Source organism: Phyllobacterium sp. 21LDTY02-6, assembly GCF_023554255.2.
Taxonomy (GTDB): Bacteria; Pseudomonadota; Alphaproteobacteria; order Rhizobiales; family Rhizobiaceae; genus Phyllobacterium.
On sequence record NZ_JAMJWD020000001.1, the window covers coordinates 119,631 to 138,716 of the forward strand.

21 protein-coding genes are annotated in these 19,086 nt (G+C 60.9%); all 21 read left to right on the forward strand.

What is annotated here, in order from left to right:
- On the forward strand, nucleotides 1-477 hold the full coding sequence (locus M8997_RS00545) for a flagellar basal body-associated FliL family protein (RefSeq protein WP_256473133.1): 477 nt from the start codon (nucleotides 1-3) through the stop codon (nucleotides 475-477).
- On the forward strand, nucleotides 477-1,217 hold the full coding sequence (gene fliP, locus M8997_RS00550; RefSeq protein ID WP_250018567.1) for a flagellar type III secretion system pore protein FliP: 741 nt from the start codon (nucleotides 477-479) through the stop codon (nucleotides 1,215-1,217). The genes M8997_RS00545 and fliP overlap by 1 nt, the downstream gene beginning before the upstream one ends.
- Before the next feature lie 169 nt (nucleotides 1,218-1,386).
- Nucleotides 1,387-2,310 carry a flagellin gene (locus M8997_RS00555; RefSeq protein ID WP_250018432.1) on the forward strand — a complete coding sequence of 308 codons (924 nt, stop codon included), beginning with the start codon at nucleotides 1,387-1,389 and terminating at the stop codon, nucleotides 2,308-2,310.
- A gap of 126 nt (nucleotides 2,311-2,436) precedes the next feature.
- On the forward strand, nucleotides 2,437-4,080 hold the full coding sequence (fliF, locus tag M8997_RS00560; protein WP_371929466.1) for a flagellar basal-body MS-ring/collar protein FliF: 1,644 nt from the start codon (nucleotides 2,437-2,439) through the stop codon (nucleotides 4,078-4,080).
- On the forward strand, nucleotides 4,077-4,742 hold the full coding sequence (locus M8997_RS00565; RefSeq protein WP_250018434.1) for a hypothetical protein: 666 nt from the start codon (nucleotides 4,077-4,079) through the stop codon (nucleotides 4,740-4,742). Before fliF ends, M8997_RS00565 begins: the two co-directional genes overlap by 4 nt.
- A complete protein-coding gene (locus M8997_RS00570; protein WP_250018435.1) occupies nucleotides 4,739-5,920 on the forward strand; it encodes a MotB family protein in 1,182 nt (393 codons plus the stop codon). Before M8997_RS00565 ends, M8997_RS00570 begins: the two co-directional genes overlap by 4 nt.
- A complete protein-coding gene (locus tag M8997_RS00575; protein ID WP_250018436.1) occupies nucleotides 5,917-7,119 on the forward strand; it encodes a chemotaxis protein MotC in 1,203 nt (400 codons plus the stop codon). Before M8997_RS00570 ends, M8997_RS00575 begins: the two co-directional genes overlap by 4 nt.
- A complete protein-coding gene (locus tag M8997_RS00580; protein WP_250018437.1) occupies nucleotides 7,116-8,363 on the forward strand; it encodes a flagellar hook-length control protein FliK in 1,248 nt (415 codons plus the stop codon). Before M8997_RS00575 ends, M8997_RS00580 begins: the two co-directional genes overlap by 4 nt.
- A gap of 52 nt (nucleotides 8,364-8,415) precedes the next feature.
- Nucleotides 8,416-8,886, forward strand: a complete 471-nt coding sequence (locus M8997_RS00585; protein ID WP_371929502.1) for a transglycosylase SLT domain-containing protein — start codon at nucleotides 8,416-8,418, stop codon at nucleotides 8,884-8,886.
- A gap of 235 nt (nucleotides 8,887-9,121) precedes the next feature.
- Nucleotides 9,122-9,793, forward strand: coding sequence for a flagellar transcriptional regulator FtcR (ftcR, locus tag M8997_RS00590; protein WP_250018439.1), 672 nt, complete (start codon nucleotides 9,122-9,124; stop codon nucleotides 9,791-9,793).
- A gap of 127 nt (nucleotides 9,794-9,920) precedes the next feature.
- Nucleotides 9,921-11,183: a flagellar hook protein FlgE gene (locus M8997_RS00595; protein ID WP_250018440.1), complete on the forward strand. Its 1,263-nt coding sequence runs from the start codon at nucleotides 9,921-9,923 to the stop codon at nucleotides 11,181-11,183.
- A 31-nt stretch (nucleotides 11,184-11,214) separates the two neighbouring features.
- Nucleotides 11,215-12,675 (forward strand): flagellar hook-associated protein FlgK, encoded by a 1,461-nt coding sequence (gene flgK / locus M8997_RS00600; RefSeq protein WP_250018441.1) that lies wholly within the window; start codon nucleotides 11,215-11,217, stop codon nucleotides 12,673-12,675.
- A gap of 1 nt (nucleotide 12,676) precedes the next feature.
- Nucleotides 12,677-13,726, forward strand: coding sequence for a flagellar hook-associated family protein (locus M8997_RS00605; protein WP_250018442.1), 1,050 nt, complete (start codon nucleotides 12,677-12,679; stop codon nucleotides 13,724-13,726).
- A 34-nt stretch (nucleotides 13,727-13,760) separates the two neighbouring features.
- On the forward strand, nucleotides 13,761-14,105 hold the full coding sequence (gene flaF / locus M8997_RS00610) for a flagellar biosynthesis regulator FlaF (RefSeq protein WP_250018443.1): 345 nt from the start codon (nucleotides 13,761-13,763) through the stop codon (nucleotides 14,103-14,105).
- A 4-nt stretch (nucleotides 14,106-14,109) separates the two neighbouring features.
- Entirely contained in the window at nucleotides 14,110-14,550 is a 441-nt protein-coding gene (gene flbT, locus M8997_RS00615; RefSeq protein WP_250018444.1) for a flagellar biosynthesis repressor FlbT, read from the forward strand.
- Complete coding sequence (gene flgD, locus M8997_RS00620; protein WP_250018445.1) at nucleotides 14,547-14,954, forward strand: flagellar hook assembly protein FlgD; 408 nt, start codon at nucleotides 14,547-14,549, stop codon at nucleotides 14,952-14,954. The genes flbT and flgD overlap by 4 nt, the downstream gene beginning before the upstream one ends.
- Nucleotides 14,955-14,963: 9 nt before the next feature.
- Nucleotides 14,964-15,230, forward strand: coding sequence for a flagellar biosynthetic protein FliQ (locus M8997_RS00625; RefSeq protein ID WP_250018446.1), 267 nt, complete (start codon nucleotides 14,964-14,966; stop codon nucleotides 15,228-15,230).
- Nucleotides 15,231-15,268: 38 nt separating this feature from the next.
- Entirely contained in the window at nucleotides 15,269-17,392 is a 2,124-nt protein-coding gene (gene flhA / locus M8997_RS00630; protein WP_250018447.1) for a flagellar biosynthesis protein FlhA, read from the forward strand.
- Between the two features lies 1 nt (nucleotide 17,393).
- The gene (fliR, locus tag M8997_RS00635; protein ID WP_250018448.1) at nucleotides 17,394-18,143 is read left to right on the forward strand and encodes a flagellar biosynthetic protein FliR; all 750 of its coding nucleotides are present in this window, start codon (nucleotides 17,394-17,396) and stop codon (nucleotides 18,141-18,143) included.
- On the forward strand, nucleotides 18,143-18,538 hold the full coding sequence (locus M8997_RS00640) for a hypothetical protein (RefSeq protein WP_250018449.1): 396 nt from the start codon (nucleotides 18,143-18,145) through the stop codon (nucleotides 18,536-18,538). Before fliR ends, M8997_RS00640 begins: the two co-directional genes overlap by 1 nt.
- Nucleotides 18,539-18,608: 70 nt before the next feature.
- Nucleotides 18,609-19,082, forward strand: coding sequence for a rod-binding protein (locus M8997_RS00645; protein WP_371929467.1), 474 nt, complete (start codon nucleotides 18,609-18,611; stop codon nucleotides 19,080-19,082).
- Nucleotides 19,083-19,086: the final 4 nt, after the last annotated feature.

Here is a 19,086-nt window from a genome sequence, read left to right on the forward strand (position 1 = left end):
ATGAGCGCAGTTTCCGAACCTCCAGTGTCAAAGGCTCCGTCGGCGGCGGTGCTTGCCGCGGTGGTGGCCGTGCTGACGCTCGTTGCGGCGGCAGGCGGCTGGTTCCTTGGCGCCCAGCTTGGCCTTGCACCTCCGGCGAGCAAGGAGCGGCCGGTTGCGGGTGAACTGGCAGCGGAAGCGGCGCCGGCCGGCAATGTCGTCGTCCTCAAGCCTATCCTGACCAATGTGAAGGTTCCCCAGGACGTCTGGATCAGGCTCGAGGCCGGCCTGGTGATTGCGCCGGGCGCACAGGTCTCGGACGAACTCAGCACGGCAGTCGCAGCCGATTTCATGGCGTTTCTTCGCACCGTCAACCTGATGCAGCTGCGCGGGCCGGCGGGGCTTGAATATCTGCGCATGGATCTGAAGGAACGGGCCAGGATGCGCACCGACGGCGTGGTCACGAATGTTTATATCTGGGCGCTGGTGATGGAATGATGAAACGTCTTGTCGTGGCAGTTGCTCTGGTTCTCCTTGCTTTCGTGCCGAATCAGGCCGCAGCGCAATCCGCGATCCTCGAAGGGTTGATCCCGGGCGGAAGTGCCTCGACGAGCGGCCAGATCGTGCAGATGCTGGCGGCGCTCACCGTTCTGTCGATCGCGCCGGGCATTCTCATCATGGTGACGAGCTTCACCCGCTTCGCCATCGCATTCTCGATGTTGCGCGCCGGTCTCGGCCTGCAGACGACGCCTGCAAACCTGGTGATGGTCAGCCTGGCGCTGTTCATGACCTTCTATGTGATGGCGCCGGTATTCGATCGCGCCTGGCAGAACGGCGTGCAGCCGCTGGTCAACAACCAGATCAGCCAGGATGTTGCGGTGAGGGAGATCACGACGCCGTTCCGCGAGTTCATGTTGCGGCAGGTGCGAGACAAGGATCTTCGGCTGTTCGAGGATCTGGCGGACGAATCCTTCCGCACGCAGCCGGATGGCGTCGTCGATCTGCGCATTCTCGTTCCTGCCTTCATGATTTCGGAGTTGCGACGCGGTTTCGAGATCGGGTTCCTGATCGTCCTGCCGTTTCTCGTCATCGATCTCATCGTGGCGACCCTGACCATGTCGATGGGCATGATGATGCTGCCGCCGACCGTCCTGTCGCTTCCATTCAAGATTCTCTTCTTCGTTCTGATCGACGGCTGGAACATCCTGATCGGCAGCCTGATCCGGTCCTATTCATAGCCGGTAACCAAGCGCGGAAAATATTCGCAGACGTTATTGAAACTGTAATATTTATGGATTAATCCTTCCACACATGACGGGTGCCCGTTTGAGGGCATAGGCATCATGCCGCTCCGTCATACCGGCCGATCCGGTATGTCCCTACAGTTCTCATACAGGGGCTTTTTTCATGTCCAGCATTCTTACCAACGCGTCGGCAATGACCGCGCTTCAGACCCTTTCGGCAACCAACCAGAGCCTTGCAACGACTCAAAACCGTATTGCAACCGGCATGAAGGTTTCGGAGGCTTCGGACAATGCCGCTTACTGGTCCATCGCGACCACGATGCGCTCCGACAACAAGGCCAATTCGGTCATCAAGGAAGCTCTCGGTCTCGGCGGCGGCAAGGTCGATACGGCCTATACCGCAATCAAGAGCGCTGTTTCCGTGGTCGACCAGATCAAGGAAAAGGTTCTTTCTTCCAAGAACGCCAGCGCCGACGACCGCGCCAAGATCCAGACCGAAATCGAGAAGCTGCAGGCGCAGCTCACCGACAATATCGGCGGCGCATCCTATGCCGGTTCCAACCTGCTCCAGACGGACTCGGCTCCGGCTGCAGGCGGTGCAACGAAGCTCAGCATCATCTCGTCGTATAATCGTGACGCCGCCGGCGCAATCACGACCGGCGCGATCGAAGTGGATTTCGCCAGCATTCGTCTCATCGACACGAACGCCGCCAATGCCGGCCTGCTCGACAAGGAATTCGCTGTCGGCGCCGGCAACGTTTCCGTGCTGACGCTCGACGTCACGACGGCCGGCCTGACCGACGTCGATTTCAACGCCATGCTCGGCGGTGTCGAAGCTGCCGCCAAGGGCCTCGCCAATGGTGCGGCTGAACTCGGCGCCACCAAGACCCGCATCGACCTGCAGACCTCGTTCATCGGCGCGCTTTCGGATGCCGTCGATCGCGGTATCGGCGCGCTGGTCGATGCCGACATGAACAAGGAATCGGCTCGTCTGTCCGCTCTCCAGGTTCAGCAGCAGCTCGGTGTCCAGGCACTGTCGATTGCCAATTCCGGCAACCAGAGCATCCTGTCGCTCTTCCGCGGCTAATAACGATAATCCTTCGAACAAATTGGCCACGCTTCGCGCGTGGCCTTTTTTATGCGCGGTGCCCGAGACTAACTTCGCGCAAGCTTCGCCGCTTATGGTGCCGTCAGGTCGATGCGGTGGGATTTGATGGACAAGAATATCAGGCAGACGGTCGAGCAATTGGTTTCGGCCCTGGGGAAGCTCGGTGCAAGGCGATTGATCGCGCTCGGGCTTATCGGCGTGACATTGTTTGGCGCGATACTCCTGTCGAGCTTTTATCTCAACCGCCCGCAATATGAGACGCTTTATGTTGGCCTCAGCCGCGACGACGTCAATCGGATGGGCATGGCGCTCGGCGAGGCCGGCATTCCCTTCGACGTGAAGTCGGACGGTACCTCGGTGCTGGTTCCCTACGGCAAGGCGGATCAGGCGCGGATGCATCTGGCCGAGAAGGGCCTGCCGACCAGCAACAATGCGGGCTACGAACTCTTCGACAATATGGGCTCGCTCGGCCTGACCTCGTTCATGCAGGAAATCACCCGTGTTCGCGCGCTGGAAGGCGAGATTGCGCGGACGATCCAGGCGATAAGGGGCATAAAGGCGGCGCGCGTACACATCGTTCTGCCGGAAAAGGGCAGCTTCCGGCGCGGGGATCAGGCGCCTTCGGCATCGGTCGTCGTGCGCACCGAAGGCGATTTCGCGACCGAATCGGCGCAATCCATCCGCCAGCTCGTCGCTGCTGCCGTTCCCCAGCTCACCGCGTCGGAAGTCACGATCCTCGACACCAATGGCAGGCTGCTGGCCTCCAAGGAAGATGGCGTCAATGCCGGCGCGGTCATGTCGGCATCGCTCGAGCACAGCGTTTCCTCGTCGGTGGACGAGAATATCCGCAAGGCGCTGGCGCCCTATCTCGGCGTCGGGCACTTCCAGACCAGCGTGCAAGTGGCGCTCGACACCGACCGGCGGCAGATCAACGAGACCGTTTTCGATCCGGAATCGCGGGTGGAACGCTCGGTGCGCGTGGTCAAGGAGAGCGGGGATTCGCAAAATACGTCCAGCGACAACGCAACCGGCGTCGAGCAGAACATTCCGCAGGAGGAAATCGTCAGCCGCAATGGCGACAAGGCTTCCGAAAAGACGGAAAAGCGCGAAGAACTGACCAATTACGAGCTGAGTTCGAAGACGATCGCGACCACAAGCGACAGCTATCAGATCAAGCGGCTTTCCGTTGCCGTGGTGGTCGATCAGGCGCGCCTCCTGGCCACCGCCGGCGTAACGCCCGCGCCGGCCGATTTCGTCGATCAGCAGATTGCACGCATCAGGCAGCTCGTCTCGACGGCGGCAGGGCTCGATGAGAAGCGCGGCGACGTCATCAATGTGACGGCCGTCAACTTCCTCGAAGCGGAAAACCAGGAGCTGCAGCCAACGTCGACGCCAGTTTCGGAATTGATCTTCCGGCAGAGCGGCGCGGTCATCAATGCCGTGGCGCTGATTGCGGCCGTCGGCTTGATCATCTGGTTTGGCGTCCGCCCGTTGATGCGGGAAATGCGGACCCCCGAGGCTGATCTCCGCCTTGCCGTGGAAGCCGGCAGCGGGTCGTTGAGCCTCGCGCCCTCCGGCAATCTGCCGGTCGCGGCGAACAGCGACGAGCAGAGCGCTCCCTATGACGATCTGACGGAACTGCGCAAACGCATGCGTGCGCCGGCGCAACACCGGCTCGAACAGATGATCGACATGGACGAGGAACGTGTCGCGGCTATCCTGAAGCAATGGGTGCATGAGGCCGCATGATGAGCTCATCCGCCCGCTCCCTTGCCAACATCCTCACGGATTTCACGCCGAAACGCGTTCCGGACGAGCGCATTGCCGTGTTCACGCTGCCGAGGGAAACCGCCGGCTTCGCCGCGACCGATGACCATCGTCCCGACGATATCGTCGAGCAGATCGATCATGAGGCGAACGTCAAGGAAGCGTTCGAAGCCGGGCGTGAAGCAGGACGCGCCGAGGCGGCGGCGCTTTTCGAGGCGGAGAAAGTCCGGCTGGGCCGCGAATTCGAGACGCAGCTTGCCAGTGCGGAAACGCTATTCCTCGAGCAGACGGCCAACAGGCTCGCGGAACAGATGGAACAGGGGCTTTCGCGTGTCGCGGAGGATATGGCCGCTCGCGCCGCCCAGGTGCTTGCGCCGCTTGTCGAGGATCATCTGCGCGGCCAGATCGTCGAGGTTTTTTCCGACGAAGTCATGCGGTTGGTGCGCGGCAGGGAGGGGTTGGCGCTTGAGGTGCGGGGGCCGGCACATCTTCTGGTGGCTCTGCGCAAGCGTGACGACATGATGGCGCTGAACTGCAAGTTTGTCGAAGAAGACCAGGCTGAGCTCTCGCTCAATCTTGACGAGGTTGCGATAGAAACGCGCCTCGGCCGGTTGCTCGAAACCATTCGGCGGGCAGGGACATGAATATCGATCCGGAAACGCACCGCGAGATCGTCATCGTGCGGCGAGCACGCGGCGATGGTGAGGACGGCCATCATGGCGGCGTGTGGAAGATCGCCTATGCCGACTTCATGACCGCGATGATGGCATTTTTCCTGGTCATGTGGCTGATCAATGCGGCCAATGAGGAAACCAAAGCCGCCGTCGCCAGCTATTTCAATCCCGTGAAGCTGATGGACAGGAGTTCCAGGCCGAAAGGCATCGAGGACACCGAGAGCGAACAAGGAAAGGTGCGGTTCGAACGGCTGGACGCTGACGATCCGGACACCAAGAGTTCGCGCAATGACAGGAATACGGAAACCCAGCCGGAGCGTGAAGAGCGTCAAATATTCAAGGATCCCTATGCGGTCCTGTCGGAAATCGCTGCCGAAAGCGGTGTGCTGCAAAATCGTTCCGTCGCTGGTGCGGGCGGCAAGAACCTTGCGGGTCCCTTGACGGGAGCCGAGGGCGGCGAAGCCTATCGCGACCCCTTCAATCCGAATTACTGGTCGGAACGGCGGCAGGACGACATCTTCCCGCTGACGGAAAGCCCGCCTGTTCCGCCGCCATCGGCCAACAAGCAGACGGAAACCGCGCTCGCCAAAGCCAGCGAACCGCGCCCGGAGGAACTCGCAAAGCGGCTGGAGGCCGGGGAAACACCGCCGGCCAAAGCGGACAAGGCACAGAACCTGTCGCAGGCCGAGATTGCGCGCCGGCTTGCGGCCGAGATAGCGAGCAAGACCGACACTGCGGGCGAGGGCAGGGCGCCGGATATAAGCGTCGTGCCGGCCAGGGATGGCGTGCTGATCCAGCTGACCGACAAGATCGACTACGGGATGTTCGCGATCGGATCGGCGAAGCCGGACAAGCGTGTCGTCCAGGTGCTCGACGAGATCGGCAAGATCATCCAGAGCCGCGAGGGCGATGTCATCATCAGCGGCCACACGGATGCACGGCCGTTCAAGAGCGACACCTATGATAATTGGCGCCTTTCGTCGGCCCGGGCGCATATGGCGTATTACATGCTGACGAGGGGCGGCCTCGATGCAAAACGCATCCTGCGCGTCGAAGGCTATGCCGACCGTGATCCCAAGGTGCCGGCCGACCCGTTTGCGGCGCAGAACAGGCGCATCGACATATTCCTGAAGGCCGCCGGCACATGAGGGCGCGCTATGTGACGCTCCTCTTCCTTGGGCTTCTCGGTGTCGGCATTGCGCCCGCCCGCTCCGAACTGGCCGCGCCGGAGCCTTATTTGCTCGTCCGGTCGATGCGGATGCTGCAGGACCAGGTTGCATCCGGTAAGCCCGAAGCACTGCTAATGCTCAATCGCGTGCTTGGGCACATCGCCGACGATCTGCAACGCGCAAGGCCGGATGTCTGGCAAAAGCCTGAAAACGTCTATGCGCTTCTGGTCTATCTCCTTAATGGCGGCAATCCGGCGATCGTCCGCAACGTCATCGGAAGGCTGCAGCCCGGGCAGGTCGATCAGAAGCTGATCGCAGGCTCGCTAGCTTATGCGGACGGCGATTCCGTGCGCGCATTGGACAATTTCGAGCAATTGCCGGAGGGGATTCCAAGCGAACTCGTCGCATCCATATATCTCGTCACGGCGGACCACATGGCTGCGATCGATGCGGGGACCGCGCTGCGCCGCCTGGACTATATCCGCCTCAATGCGCCCGGCACATTGCTGGAAGAGGCGGCGCTGCGCCGGGAGCTGGTGATAGCGGCGCGCCTCGGGGAGAGCGACAAGGTGCGGGGCCTCGCCCGCAACTATTTGCAGCGGTTCGAACGTTCGCCCTATTCGGAAGACTTCTTTCGTCAGTTCGTGGAGGCCATCCTCAAGCTGAAAGGCAAGATGACGGACCATGAGATCGACGATATCGCTTCGCTGGCCTGGCGTGGAGCCCAGCTGCCGCTCTATCTGCGCATTGCGCGCGGCTCCATCGTCAATGGTGATCTTGCGCGTGCCCGGTTCGCTGCGGAAAAGGCCCGCGACCTGGCGGTTGCGCTCAAGGCGGACGATACGCAGGCGCAGCTCTATCTCTCGGTCGCCAATGTCGGTTCCGACAAAACTGCGGAAGCCGGCAGGATATTGAACGGTCTTTCGAGGAAGAACCTCCACGAGCGTGATCTGGAATTGCTCGACGCCGCCAGGGCGATGGCTGCGAAGATAACGGCCCAGCCCGTCGCCGTCGCGCCGCCGGCAGAACCGGCTCAGCCCAGGGTTCGGGAGAGCTCCGCGATTGCGGCCGAGGCGCGGCCTGCCGAGTATGAGGCGCCGGCGGAAGACAACCGGATCATCGAGGCGAGAAAAAAGCTTGATGCGATCGATGCCATTCTTGGGAATACCCGCAGATGAATATCGGCCCCAAAATGGTACGCCCGACCGAATCCCTGCTTCGCGAGCCCGGCAAGGACGCCCTGTTGAAAGACGACGCACTCGTCAATGAGAACATGCCGGACAACGACTTCCAGCAATTGGTCGAAGCCAGAAGCATGAGGCTTCACTCGAAGATGCGCGCCCCGTCCCCGACGGATGAGCGGGCAAAGGAACGCGATACGGAAACACCGCTGGAACGCGAATTCGCCAAGGCTCCCGACACCCAGACGACAGTCTTTCAACCGCCGATGCGGGCGCTTGAGCAACTTCTGCAGGAACTGCCTCGGCTTGTCGAAGATTCCGGCCCTGCAGAAAGCCCCACGATCCGTGCGAGCCTCGTTTCGTCGCTTGCTGGCAAGGCAATCGTCGAGGCTGACGAAATGCCGGTGCAGCCAGAGATAGGCGTCGTCGCTGTCGGCGGTAGCGACGCGAAGGTGAGGCAGTTCGCGTCTGAAAGATCAGTAGCGCGCGACGTTCCGCCGTCCGACGGTCAGGCGGTAGAGACACAAGTTCCGGCGCCTGCAGAACCTGCTGTGCGGGAGGACCAGCCATTGCCGCTTGCTGGACCGCAAGAACAGCCGGACGAGAAGCAGGCATTGCAGGAACGGCCGGCACAGGCGGATCTGAAGCCTGCAGCTCCGCAAGGGATGACCGCGCCTGCACAATTGGCGGGCCAGGAGCCGGTGAAGGGCGGAGTGCCGCCATCGCCTCCACCTCCGGCCGGCATCGGGCAGGACATCCGGATATTGAAGTTGGACGTCCTCTCGGAGCGCATAACGGGTCCGTCGAAAACCTTGGTGCTCCAGCTCCAGCCTGTTGAACTCGGCACGGTGGTCGCCCGCATGCGGCTGGGGCCGGAGGGCCTGCACATCCATATCACCGCAGAAAGCGCGGATGCTGCTGCCCATCTGGCGCGAGATCATGAGGGTTTGGTCAAGGCCCTGCACGATAGCGCGCTATCGGACGAATCCGTGGCGGTGACGATCTCCATCAGCGACAGGTCAGGCACCGCCAGCACGTTCCAGGGCGGGCATTCCCCTATGGCCGGCGACGGGCAGGCTGACGGGCGCGCAGGCGGACAAGCACAGGCGGGTTTCGGGGGCAGCGAGAAGAATGAGGCGTCGGCGAAGCGCCAATGGGAGGAGGCAGCACCCAATGCAAAAGCGCGGCAGGTGGTCGGTGATGCTCAGGCGCCTGGCAGTTCTCGCGGCATCGTGGTCTAGCCTGCTCCTCGCACCGCAATATGCGAGCGCAGCCAATCTGTGTGAGGCCCACATGCACCGTGCGGCCGCGCGGTACGGGGTGCCGATCGGCATCCTCTATGCAGTCGGCCTGACGGAGACGGGCCGGAAGAGCTCGCTTCAGCCCTTCGCATTGAACGTGGAGGGAACGTCGTTCTTTCCGAATTCGGCCGCTGCGGCCAGGGAACAATTCTTCGAAGCGCAGCGCCGCGGCGCCAGGCTGATCGATCTCGGCTGCATGCAGATCAACCATCATTTTCATGCCGGCGCCTTCGCCTCGATCGACGCCATGATCGACCCTGCGACCAATGTCGATTACGCCGCCCGCTTCCTCAAGCAGCTTCGGCAGAGGGAGGGAAACTGGACAATGGCCGTGGCCCGATATCATGCGGGACCGGACAATGACCCCGCGCAGAAAAAATACGTGTGCAGGGTCGTGGAGAACATGGTGGCAACCGGCTTCGGAAACTGGACTCCGAACGCGCGAATCTTCTGCGATAAGTGATTCAAGTAATATCCAGTAATAAAACGTGAATTCATCGTTTGCTGCAGAAATTGCTAGACTCCTGCCACGCGCCCGGAGCGATTCCCTGCGCCGGTTTTCTCCCAAAACTCATCCTGATTTCGCTTCCTGACCTCCCAATTTCTTGGGTGCCACAAGTTGGGTATTGTCGGCGACTCCCACTGGCCGGTACTTGTGTGTTGCTTGGGGTTAACTAATTGATTCGATAGGTGGGGTTGTGATCGTAGTCGTCGACGAACGAAGTCTGGTGACGAGTGGGTATTCTGCGTGGTTCGCCCGTGAGGGCATAACAACGACCGGGTTCGCTCCGGATGAATTTGGTGAGTGGGTCACCAGCGTTCAGGAGAGCGATATCATGGCGGTCGAGGCCTTTCTCATTGGCGAATGTTCGGACCGCAGCAAGTTTCCACACAAGATTCGTGAACGCTGCGCGGCACCGGTCATAGCGGTCAACGATACGCAATCCCTCGAACATACGTTGGAGCTGTTCCAGGCCGGCGTGGACGATGTCGTCCGCAAGCCGATGCACGTGCGGGAGATCCTGGCGCGCATCAATGCGATCCGCCGCCGCCACGGCAATGGCGGTTCCGGCATGCAGGTCGGGCCGATCCGCGTGTTCTCGGATGGACGCGATCCGCAAATAAACGGCGTGGATTTTTCATTGCCGCGACGTGAGCGGCGGATACTGGAATATCTCATCGCCAATCGCGGACGGCGTCTCAACAAAGCGCAGATATTCAACGCCATCTACGGCATCTTCGACAATGAAGTCGAGGAAAGCGTGGTGGAGAGCCATATCAGCAAGCTGCGCAAGAAGCTTCGCAGCGAGCTCGGCTATGATCCGATCGATTCCAAGCGGTTTCTTGGCTACTGCATCAATCTCGATTGATGCACGGACGGCCTTCGGATCGGCAGAACGCCGGAAGGCAAGACCTGCGTTCCGTCTGAAACGTCAGCTTCGCACAAGTAACGACGCCTAACATTTTCGGACGGAATCACGCTCGAGGAGACGGGAAATGAGCCTCTATGGAATGATGCGGACAGGCGTATCGGGGATGAACGGGCAGGCCAACAGGCTCTCGACCGTTTCCGACAATATCGCCAATTCCAGCACCGCCGGCTACAAGCGGGCCTCTACCGAGTTTTCCTCGCTCGTTCTGCCAAGTTCCGGCGGCGCCTACAATTCAGGCGGCGTCGAAACGACGGTGCGCAATCACATATCCGACGAGGGCAGCCTGCGTTTCACCACTTCGTCGACAGACCTTGCGGTAAAGGGCAACGGCTTCTTCCTGGTCAGCAATGGCAGCGGGACGCCGTTTCTGACCCGCGCCGGCTCATTCGTCGAAGACCCTAACGGCTTTCTCTACAATACCGGCGGGTTCTATCTGATGGGCTACCCGATCACGAACGGCAACGTGAATCCGGTCGTCAATGGCTACCAGGGCCTCGAGCGCATCAGCCTTGCACAGAACGATCTCATCGCCGAGCCAAGCCGCGAAGGCATCTTCACCGCCAATCTGCCCGCAGGCGCTTCGATCGTTGCGGCAGCCGACAGGCCACCGACGAACACTACGGCATCCGCGCAATTCACGGCGAAATCGTCGGTTCAGACTTATGACAATCTCGGCAATGTCGTTGTCCTCGACGTCTATTTCACCAAGACTGCCGACAATAATTGGGAAGTCGCCGTCTATGACAAGGCAAACGCTGCTGCCTCGGGCGGGTTCCCCTATACGCCGCCGGCGCCGCTGACGACGGAGAATTATGCCTTCGACCCTGTGACGGGCAAGCTGGCTTCAGCCGACAAGTCCATTTCGGTCACGGTGCCGAACGGCCAGCCACTAGAGATCGACTTCTCCAATACCAAGCAGCTGGCGGGTGACTACACGCCGATCGCAGTCAAGATCGACGGCAATTCGCCAAGCCCCATCGAAGACGTCACCATCGGCGCGGATGGCGTGGTCGTCGCCAATTACAAGAATGGCACCACGCGCGCCATCTATCGTATCGCGCTCGCCGATGTTCCGAGCCCGGACAATCTCCAGGTGCTGAACGGCAATGTCTTCGCCACGAGCGCCGAGTCCGGCGACGTGCAGATCGGTTTCCCGGATTCGGGCAGCTTCGGCACGCTGAAATCGGGAGCTCTCGAGGAATCCAACGCCGACATCGCGCAGGAGCTGACCGATATGATCGAAGCGCAAAGAAACTACACGGCCAATTCCAAGGTATTCCAGACGGGTGCTGATCTCATGGATGTACTCGTCAATCTCAAAAGATAGTTGAACTTCAAAAGCTGATTGGACAAAGGGCATGTCGCTTACCTCGGCACTTCTCACAGCTCAGAGCTCGCTCAATACTGTGTCGAAGCAGACCGCGCTGGTGTCTCGCAACATTGCAGGGGCGAATGATCCCAATTTCTCGAGGCGGATAGGTTCGGTCGCCAGCGGGGCGGGCGGGCTCACCTATCTGTCGATCACGCGCTCGGCGGACGAAGCCCTCCTGTCCAAATATATCGAAACCAACGGGCAGCTTGGAACATCCGAAACATTGAAGGCCGGACTTGACCGCCTCTCCGGCATCTACTCGGCCAATAACAACGCGGGCTCGCCCCGCGCGCTTCTCGGCGATCTTCGGGACTCGCTGCAGATCTACGCCTCGCAGCCCAGCAATACGTCGCTGGGGGAATCCGCAGTATCAAAGGCGGTGTCGCTCGCCGATGCCCTGAACAGGGGGACGCAGGAGACGCAGAAGCTTCGGCTCGACGCCGATGCCGACATCGCCAATTCCGTGAACGATATCAACTCGCTCCTCGCCAAGTTCGAGGAGGTGAACAATCGTGTCATCAATGGCACACGCGCCGGCAAGGACGTCTCCGACGATCTCGATGAACGCGATGGCTTGCTGAAGCAGCTTTCGGGCGAGATCGGGATCACCACCCTGAAACGTGGCGACAATGACGTCGTGATCTTCGCGGAAAACGGCGTCACCCTGTTCGAAAAGTCGCCCCGGACGGTGAGTTTCGTCGCGACCAGTGCATTCGCGCCCGGTACTTCCGGCAATCAGGTCTATGTGGATGGCGTGCCGCTGACCCATGGCACGTTCGACCAGCCATTCGGCACGGGCAGGCTGAGCGGGTTGCTGCAACTGCGGGACCAGACGGCGCCGCAATATCAGAGCCAGCTCGACGAGATCGCGCGGGGCCTCGTGAGCATGTTTGCGGAATCGGGTCCGGGCGTGCCGACGATACCCGGCCTCTTTACCTATGGCGGCGCGCCAGCGATGCCGGTGGACGGCGTGCTGTCGCCAGGCATTGCCGGCAGCATAAAGGTTGCCTCCGCCTATATCGTTTCCGAAGGCGGCAATCCGGCACTGCTGCGCGATGGCGGTACGGACCCTGCCAACCCGGCCTATGTGAAAAATCCGGATGGTTCGGCCGGCTATTCCGACAGGTTGCAGAACCTGATTACCGCAATCGGCACTCCGAGGGCCTTCGACGAAACGGCCGGTGCGGGCGACAATCGCAGTATTCTGGATTTCGCCGCTGCGTCGCTGAGTTCGATCGAGGCGAAGCGGCAGACGGCTACCCAGACGCATGAATATGACAAGGTGCTGGCGACACGCGCCACCGACGCCATCTCCAATATGGGCGGCGTGAACATAGACAGCGAACTGCAGTCATTGCTCGATCTCGAGCACTCCTACCAGGCGTCGGCAAGGATATTGTCGACAGTCGATGCGATGTTCAAAGAACTCTTCCAGGCGGCGTCCTAAGATGAAGACACAATCGATCTCCTCCTACGTTCTCGCCAACTCGACCCGCAGCATCATCGCCCGGGCGCAGGCCGATCTGGTCAAGGCGCAAACCGAGGCGACCACCGGCCTTGTCGCCGATACGGGTCTTGCCCTTGGCAGCCGTACGGGGCAATCCATTTCGCTGCGCAAGGAGCATGATCGGCTCTCGGTCCTGACGGATTCGAACCAGCTTCTCATGCAGCGCATGACCACATCGCAGGGAGCATTGACCAATGCGGTCAAGGGCGCGCAGGATTTTCTCGGCTCGATCGTCGCCATGCGCGGCTCCAGCCAGGGTCATGACATCCTCGTCTCGACGGCGAAAGGCATGCAGCAGGCCGCGACATCGCTGATCAATACGAATTTCAACGGCGAATATGTTTTCGCCGGGGTCAATACCGATGTGAAGCCCATGGCGGACTACGACGCCGCAGGCAGCGCCGCCAGGGTCGCGGTGCTCCAGTCCTTCGAGGATCATTTCGGTTTTCCCGTCACCGATCCGCAGGTCGCCAATATCGACGGCGCCGAGATGAAGGCCTATCTCGATACCGCATTTGCGGCGGAGTTCGACGATGCTTCCTGGTCGGACAATTGGTCATCCGCTTCCGACACGATGGTCAGGAGCAGGATTGCACCTACAGAACTCGCTGTCACATCGGTGGGAGCGAACGACCAGGGCTTCCGCAAGCTGATGATGAGCTACACGATGGTGGCCGAATTCGGCAATATCGGCCTTGCGCAGGGCGCGTTCGACGCGGTGATCGACACGGCTATCGAAACGACGACAGTCGCCAACACGACCCTGTCGAGCGCCCAGTCCTCGCTGGGAACGGCACAGGCGCGGACGAAGAGCGCCACGGACCGGCTCACGGTGCAGATCAACGTCCTGAACAGTTCGGTGCTCGACCTGGAAGCCGTCGATCCATATGAGGCCGCCAACAGGGTGGAGGCGCTCCGCACGCAGATCGATGCGTCCTACGCGTTGACCGTGAAGATCCAGAGCCTGAGCCTGCTCAACTATCTGAAATAGAGGAAGGCGATGCGCACGCCGCTTCGAAAGTCTTATGTACCAAGCCCGATATGACGATGTCATCAATGATAGCGTAGCGACCGCAAGGGAGCGCGAGCGCTTTCTTTTCGACCAGTCCATTGCGATGCTCGAAGCGGCGCGGGACGAGGGGGGCTATTCCTACAAGGGCATTGAGGCGGTGCACTTCACGGTGAAGCTGTGGATGCTGGTCATCGAGGATCTCGGCGACGCCGCCAATCAATTGCCGCCTGAATTGCGCGCTTCGCTGATTTCGATAGGCATCTTCATCCTGAAGGAACTCGAAGCGATCCGGCAGGAGCGTTCTACGGATTACGACAGTATCATCGACATCACCCGCACCATACGCGACGGGATCTAGACCCATGAAAATTTCGTTGCGAGCCGGCGAGAAGCTTTACGTCAATGGCGCCGTCCTGCGGGCCGACCGCAAGGTCGCGCTGGAGTTCATGAACGATGTGAGTTTCCTCCTGGAAAATCATGTCCTGCAGCCCGAACAGACGACGACACCGCTGCGGCAGCTCTATTTCGCCGCACAGATCATGCTGCTCAATCCCGCCGGCAAGGACGAGGCGCATGCCACGTTCAAGCACATGCTGGCGTCGCTATTGGCGACGTTTTCGAACAAGACCATGCTGAAAGAGCTGAAATTCATCGATGAGCTCGTCTTTGGGGACCGGATATTCGAGGCACTCAAGTCGATCCGTTCCCTCTACCCCCTGGAAGCGCAAATCATGTCGGGCGAACCCGAACTCGCCGTAAAGAGCGGTACGGATCACGATGTCCGACCGGAGGCAGGCCTATGACCACGACACCGCCGGTTGGCACGCAGCAGACGCCGCAACCTGATACGACGACGACCAGCAAATCCGAGGGCCCTGGCGTCGATTACCAGACCTTCCTGAAGCTGCTCGTGGCCCAGATGAAGAACCAGGACCCGACGAAGCCGATGGATGCCACCGAGCAGGTGGCGCAGCTGGCGCAGTTTTCGAGCGTCGAGCAGGCGGTGCGGATGAACACGAAGCTCGACCAGTTGCTGGCGAGTTCCTCGCTTGCGCAAGCCGACGGCATCATAGGGCGGACCGTGACGAGCTTCGACGGGAAGATCACCGGCGTCGTGGAGTCCGTCCGCATCTATGCCGATGGCATGATCGCCAAGCTCAAGGACGGTGCCGAGGTGCCGATAACGCCCGGTATAGTCATCAGTTAGGTCACGGACATGAACGAGGCCGATGCGCTCGATATCGTCACGCAGGCCATCTGGACCGTGATCGTGGCCTCCGGACCTGCCGTGGGCGCCGCCATGGTCGCTGGCATCGCCATTGCCCTGTTCCAGGCGCTCACGCAGGTGCAGGAAATCACGCTCACCTTCGTGCCTAAAATCCTGGTCATCCTTGCCGTGCTTGCGCTGACAGCGCCTTTCGTCGGTTCGCAGATCAACACATTGACACTTCTGACCTATTCACGCATCGAAAAAGGCTTCTAGTCCCGGCGTGATTTGGCTTCGCGCAAGCTTCGCTTCCTATGGTGCCTCCTGAACAAGGGCAGGAGCATTCCGTGCAGCAAGCAGCCGCCAAACCAATCGGGGCAAGAGCCTACCTGACCGGCAGCGATGTCGGGCTGGCATTGGGCATCGTCATCATCCTGACGGTGCTGTTTCTGCCTGTCTCGCCAATGGTGCTCGATATCGGCCTGGCGTTCTCCATCGCGCTCTCCGTGCTCATCCTGATGGTGGCGCTTTGGATCCAGCGCCCGCTCGACTTCTCTGCCTTTCCGACGGTGCTCCTGATCGCGACGATGTTGCGCCTTTCGCTCAATATCGCGACGACGCGCGTCATCCTTACCCATGGTGACGAAGGCTATGCCGCCGCCGGGCAGGTCATTCATGGTTTCTCGCAATTCGTCATGGGCGGCGATTTCGTCATCGGCCTGGTCGTGTTCGCGATCCTGATCATCGTGAACTTCCTCGTCATCACCAAGGGCGCCACGCGTATCGCAGAGGTCGGCGCCCGCTTCACCCTCGACGCCATTCCCGGCAAGCAGATGGCCATCGACGCCGACCTTTCGTCCGGATTGATCGACGAGAAGGAAGCGCAGCATCGCCGGCGTGAACTCGAGGAGGAAAGTTCCTTCTTCGGCTCGATGGACGGTGCGTCGAAATTCGTTCGCGGCGATGCCATCGCCGGACTCATCATCACGGCCGTCAACATCTTCGGCGGCATCATCATCGGTGTCACCCGCCACGGCATGGAAGTCGCCGAGGCAGCGGACGTTTTCACCAAGCTATCGGTGGGCGATGGACTGGTGACGCAGATACCGGCACTGATCGTCTCGCTCGCCGCCGGCCTCCTCGTCTCCAAGGGCGGCACGCGCGGCTCTACCGACAAGGCCGTCTTCGGCCAGCTCGGCGCTTATCCGAAGGCGCTATTCGTTGCGGCACTCCTGCTCTTCGTCCTCGGAATCCTGCCCGGCCTGCCGGCGTTTCCGTTCTTCCTGCTCGCGTTCGGCCTGGCTGCACTCGGCGTATCGATACCGCGCCGCCTGGCGCGCGCCGAAGCCGCGCAGCAAGCCGAACTTGCGGCCAAGCGCAAGAGCGCCGAGGAGGAAGACCGCAACTCCGTACGCGCATCGCTCGATACGGCGCAGATCGAGGTTTGCCTCGGCAAGCAGCTCTCGACCCGCCTCATGGCCTCGCAGCTCGAATTGGCGCACCGGGTGAACAAGATGCGCAAGAAGTTCGCGGTCGAATACGGCTTCGTGGTCCCGGAAATCAAGGTAACGGACGATTTCCTGCTGCCGCCCAAGACCTATCGCATCAAGATTCATGGCACCGTGGTCGCTTCGCACGAACTGCGCGTTGGCGAGGTCCTCGTCATACCGGGCGACCGGCCGCCGCCGCATGTCCCCGGCGAGGAAGTGCGGGAACCTGCATTTGGAATGAAGGCATATTCGGTGCCGGAGACATTCATCACCGAGCTCAAGCGCGACAATTACATGACGGTGGACAATCTTTCGGTGCTGCTGACCCATCTCAGCGAGATCGTGCGCAACAATCTGGCGCAGTTGCTGTCCTACAAGGATATGCGCGCGCTGCTGGACCGCCTCGGTCCGGAATACCGCAAGCTGCTGGACGACATCTGCCCGGCGCACCTCTCCTATTCCGGCCTGCAGGCCGTGCTCAAGCTGCTGCTGGCGGAGCGGGTATCGATCCGCAATCTGAACCTGATCCTCGAGGCGATCGCCGAAGTTGCACCACATGTGCGCCGGTCGGAGATGATCGTGGAACATGTGCGCATGCGCATGTCACAGCAGATTTGCGGCGATCTGTCCGACAATGGTGTTCTCTCCGTGCTCCGGCTCGGCAACAGGTGGGACCTCGTATTCCACCAGAGCCTGAAGCGCGACGCCAAGGGTGAGGTGATGGAGTTCGACATCGACCCGCGCCTGCTCGAGCAATTCGGTACGGAAGCGACCACGGCGATCCGGAAATATCTCGATGCGGGCGAGCGCTTCGTGCTGGTGGCCTCGCCGGAGGCCCGGCCCTATATCCGCATGATCGTCGAGCGTCTTTTCACCACGCTCTCCGTATTGTCGCATGTAGAGATCGCGCGAGGCGTCGAAGTGCGCTCGCTGGGCACCATCTCCTGAAATGCCCCCTCTCGCCGAAATGGTCGTTGCGGCCCTTCTGATCTTCGCGCGCGTCGGGGCCTGCCTTCTGATCATGCCGGGGATTTCCAGTCCGCGCATTCCCATGCAGATCCGCTTGTTCCTGGCTCTCGCCTGCTCGCTGATGATCGTGCCGCTTGTCATGACAAATGTCGCGCCCGCGGCCTCCATGCCGCCCCTGGTGCTGATGCGGACGATCATCATCGAGATCATCGTCGGCGGCATGATCGGCGTTCTGGCCCGCATCTATTTCTGGGCCCTGCAGTTCATGGCCAGCGTCATCGCCATGGCGGCCGGCTATTCCGGTGCGCCTAGCGGCGCTGTCGAGGCCGAAGAGCCACAGGCGGCGATCGCTACTTTCGTCACACTTTCGGCGCTATGCCTGTTCTTCATCTCGGACCTGCACATGGAGGTGTTCCGGGCTCTGCTTTCCTCTTACTCCGCGGTTCCCGTCGATGGGATATTCCAGCCCGACACCGCGCTCACCAGTATCACCGACACGCTGTCGCGCGCCTTCCTCGGCACCATACGCATTGCCGCTCCGTTTATCGTCTTCGCGATCGTGGTGAATATCGCCGTCGGGCTCATCAACAAGCTGACGCCGACAATTCCGGTCTATTTCATCTCGATGCCCTTCGTGCTGGCTGGCGCGCTGATGCTGCTCTATTTCGCAATGCCCGACATGTTGCGCCTGTTCACCTCGGAGATCGGCTCCTACCTCAGGAATTTCTAATGAGAGCTGCGCAATCCAGGGAACAGCTCGTCCGGCTGCAACGCGTCGCGAAAGCCCGCTGCGAGATGGAAGTCGCGGAGCTGGTGGCGCGTCAGACCGCGGTGGACGATGAAAACGCCTACCTTCGGGAAATGCAGGCGCGCCGCTTCGAAACCGGCGGGAACCTCGTGCCCGAATCCATCATTGTCGAACGTCTTGACCGCAATGGCCGCCTGTCGGCGCAGCTGACGGCGGACCTTGCCGACCGGAAGCGGGCGCTGCTGCAATCGTCGCGAACATTGGAAATCCTGGAGAAAAAGGTAAGCGTCGAGACGCGCGCTAGCGAGCGAATGCGGGATGCGGCTGCGATGGACGAATATGTGGCAAGCCTGGCAGGCAGGGCGAAAACGTCATGACGAACGTCAAGCCTCCCGCAAGTTTGGACGATTAGTATCGGCACCGTGAACAAGGAAAAGGTTAGCTTCGATGGCAATCAACCCGCCGTCCGACATCATTCTCGATGTGGCCCGCGCCGCCGATCCGGTCGCCTATCAGGCTTCGCTGGAGAAGTTGCGCGCGCTGGCGGGCGCTCGCATCGAGGGCACGGACCAGACCCAATTCACCGTTGCGTCTGCCGCGGTCGAAGCACCGCGTCCGGCCGCCAATCCGGCCTTCCGCAAGTTCGAGGCATTCATGCTTCAGACTTTCGTGCAGTCAATGTTCACCAGCGAGGGTGAAAGCGTCTTCGGCAAGGGGATTGCCGGAGAATATTGGAAGTCGATGATGTCCGAGGCCATCGCCAAGGAAATGGCGGAAGGCGGCGGCGTGGGCATCGCCACGATGCTTCAGGCGCGCAGCGATCAAATGGCAAGCCTCGATATGATGGGAGGCGCAGCAGGCACCGCAGCGTTTTCTGGTCCGGGTTCAACCCTGACAGACGACGAAACGCCGGCCGGTTGATGAT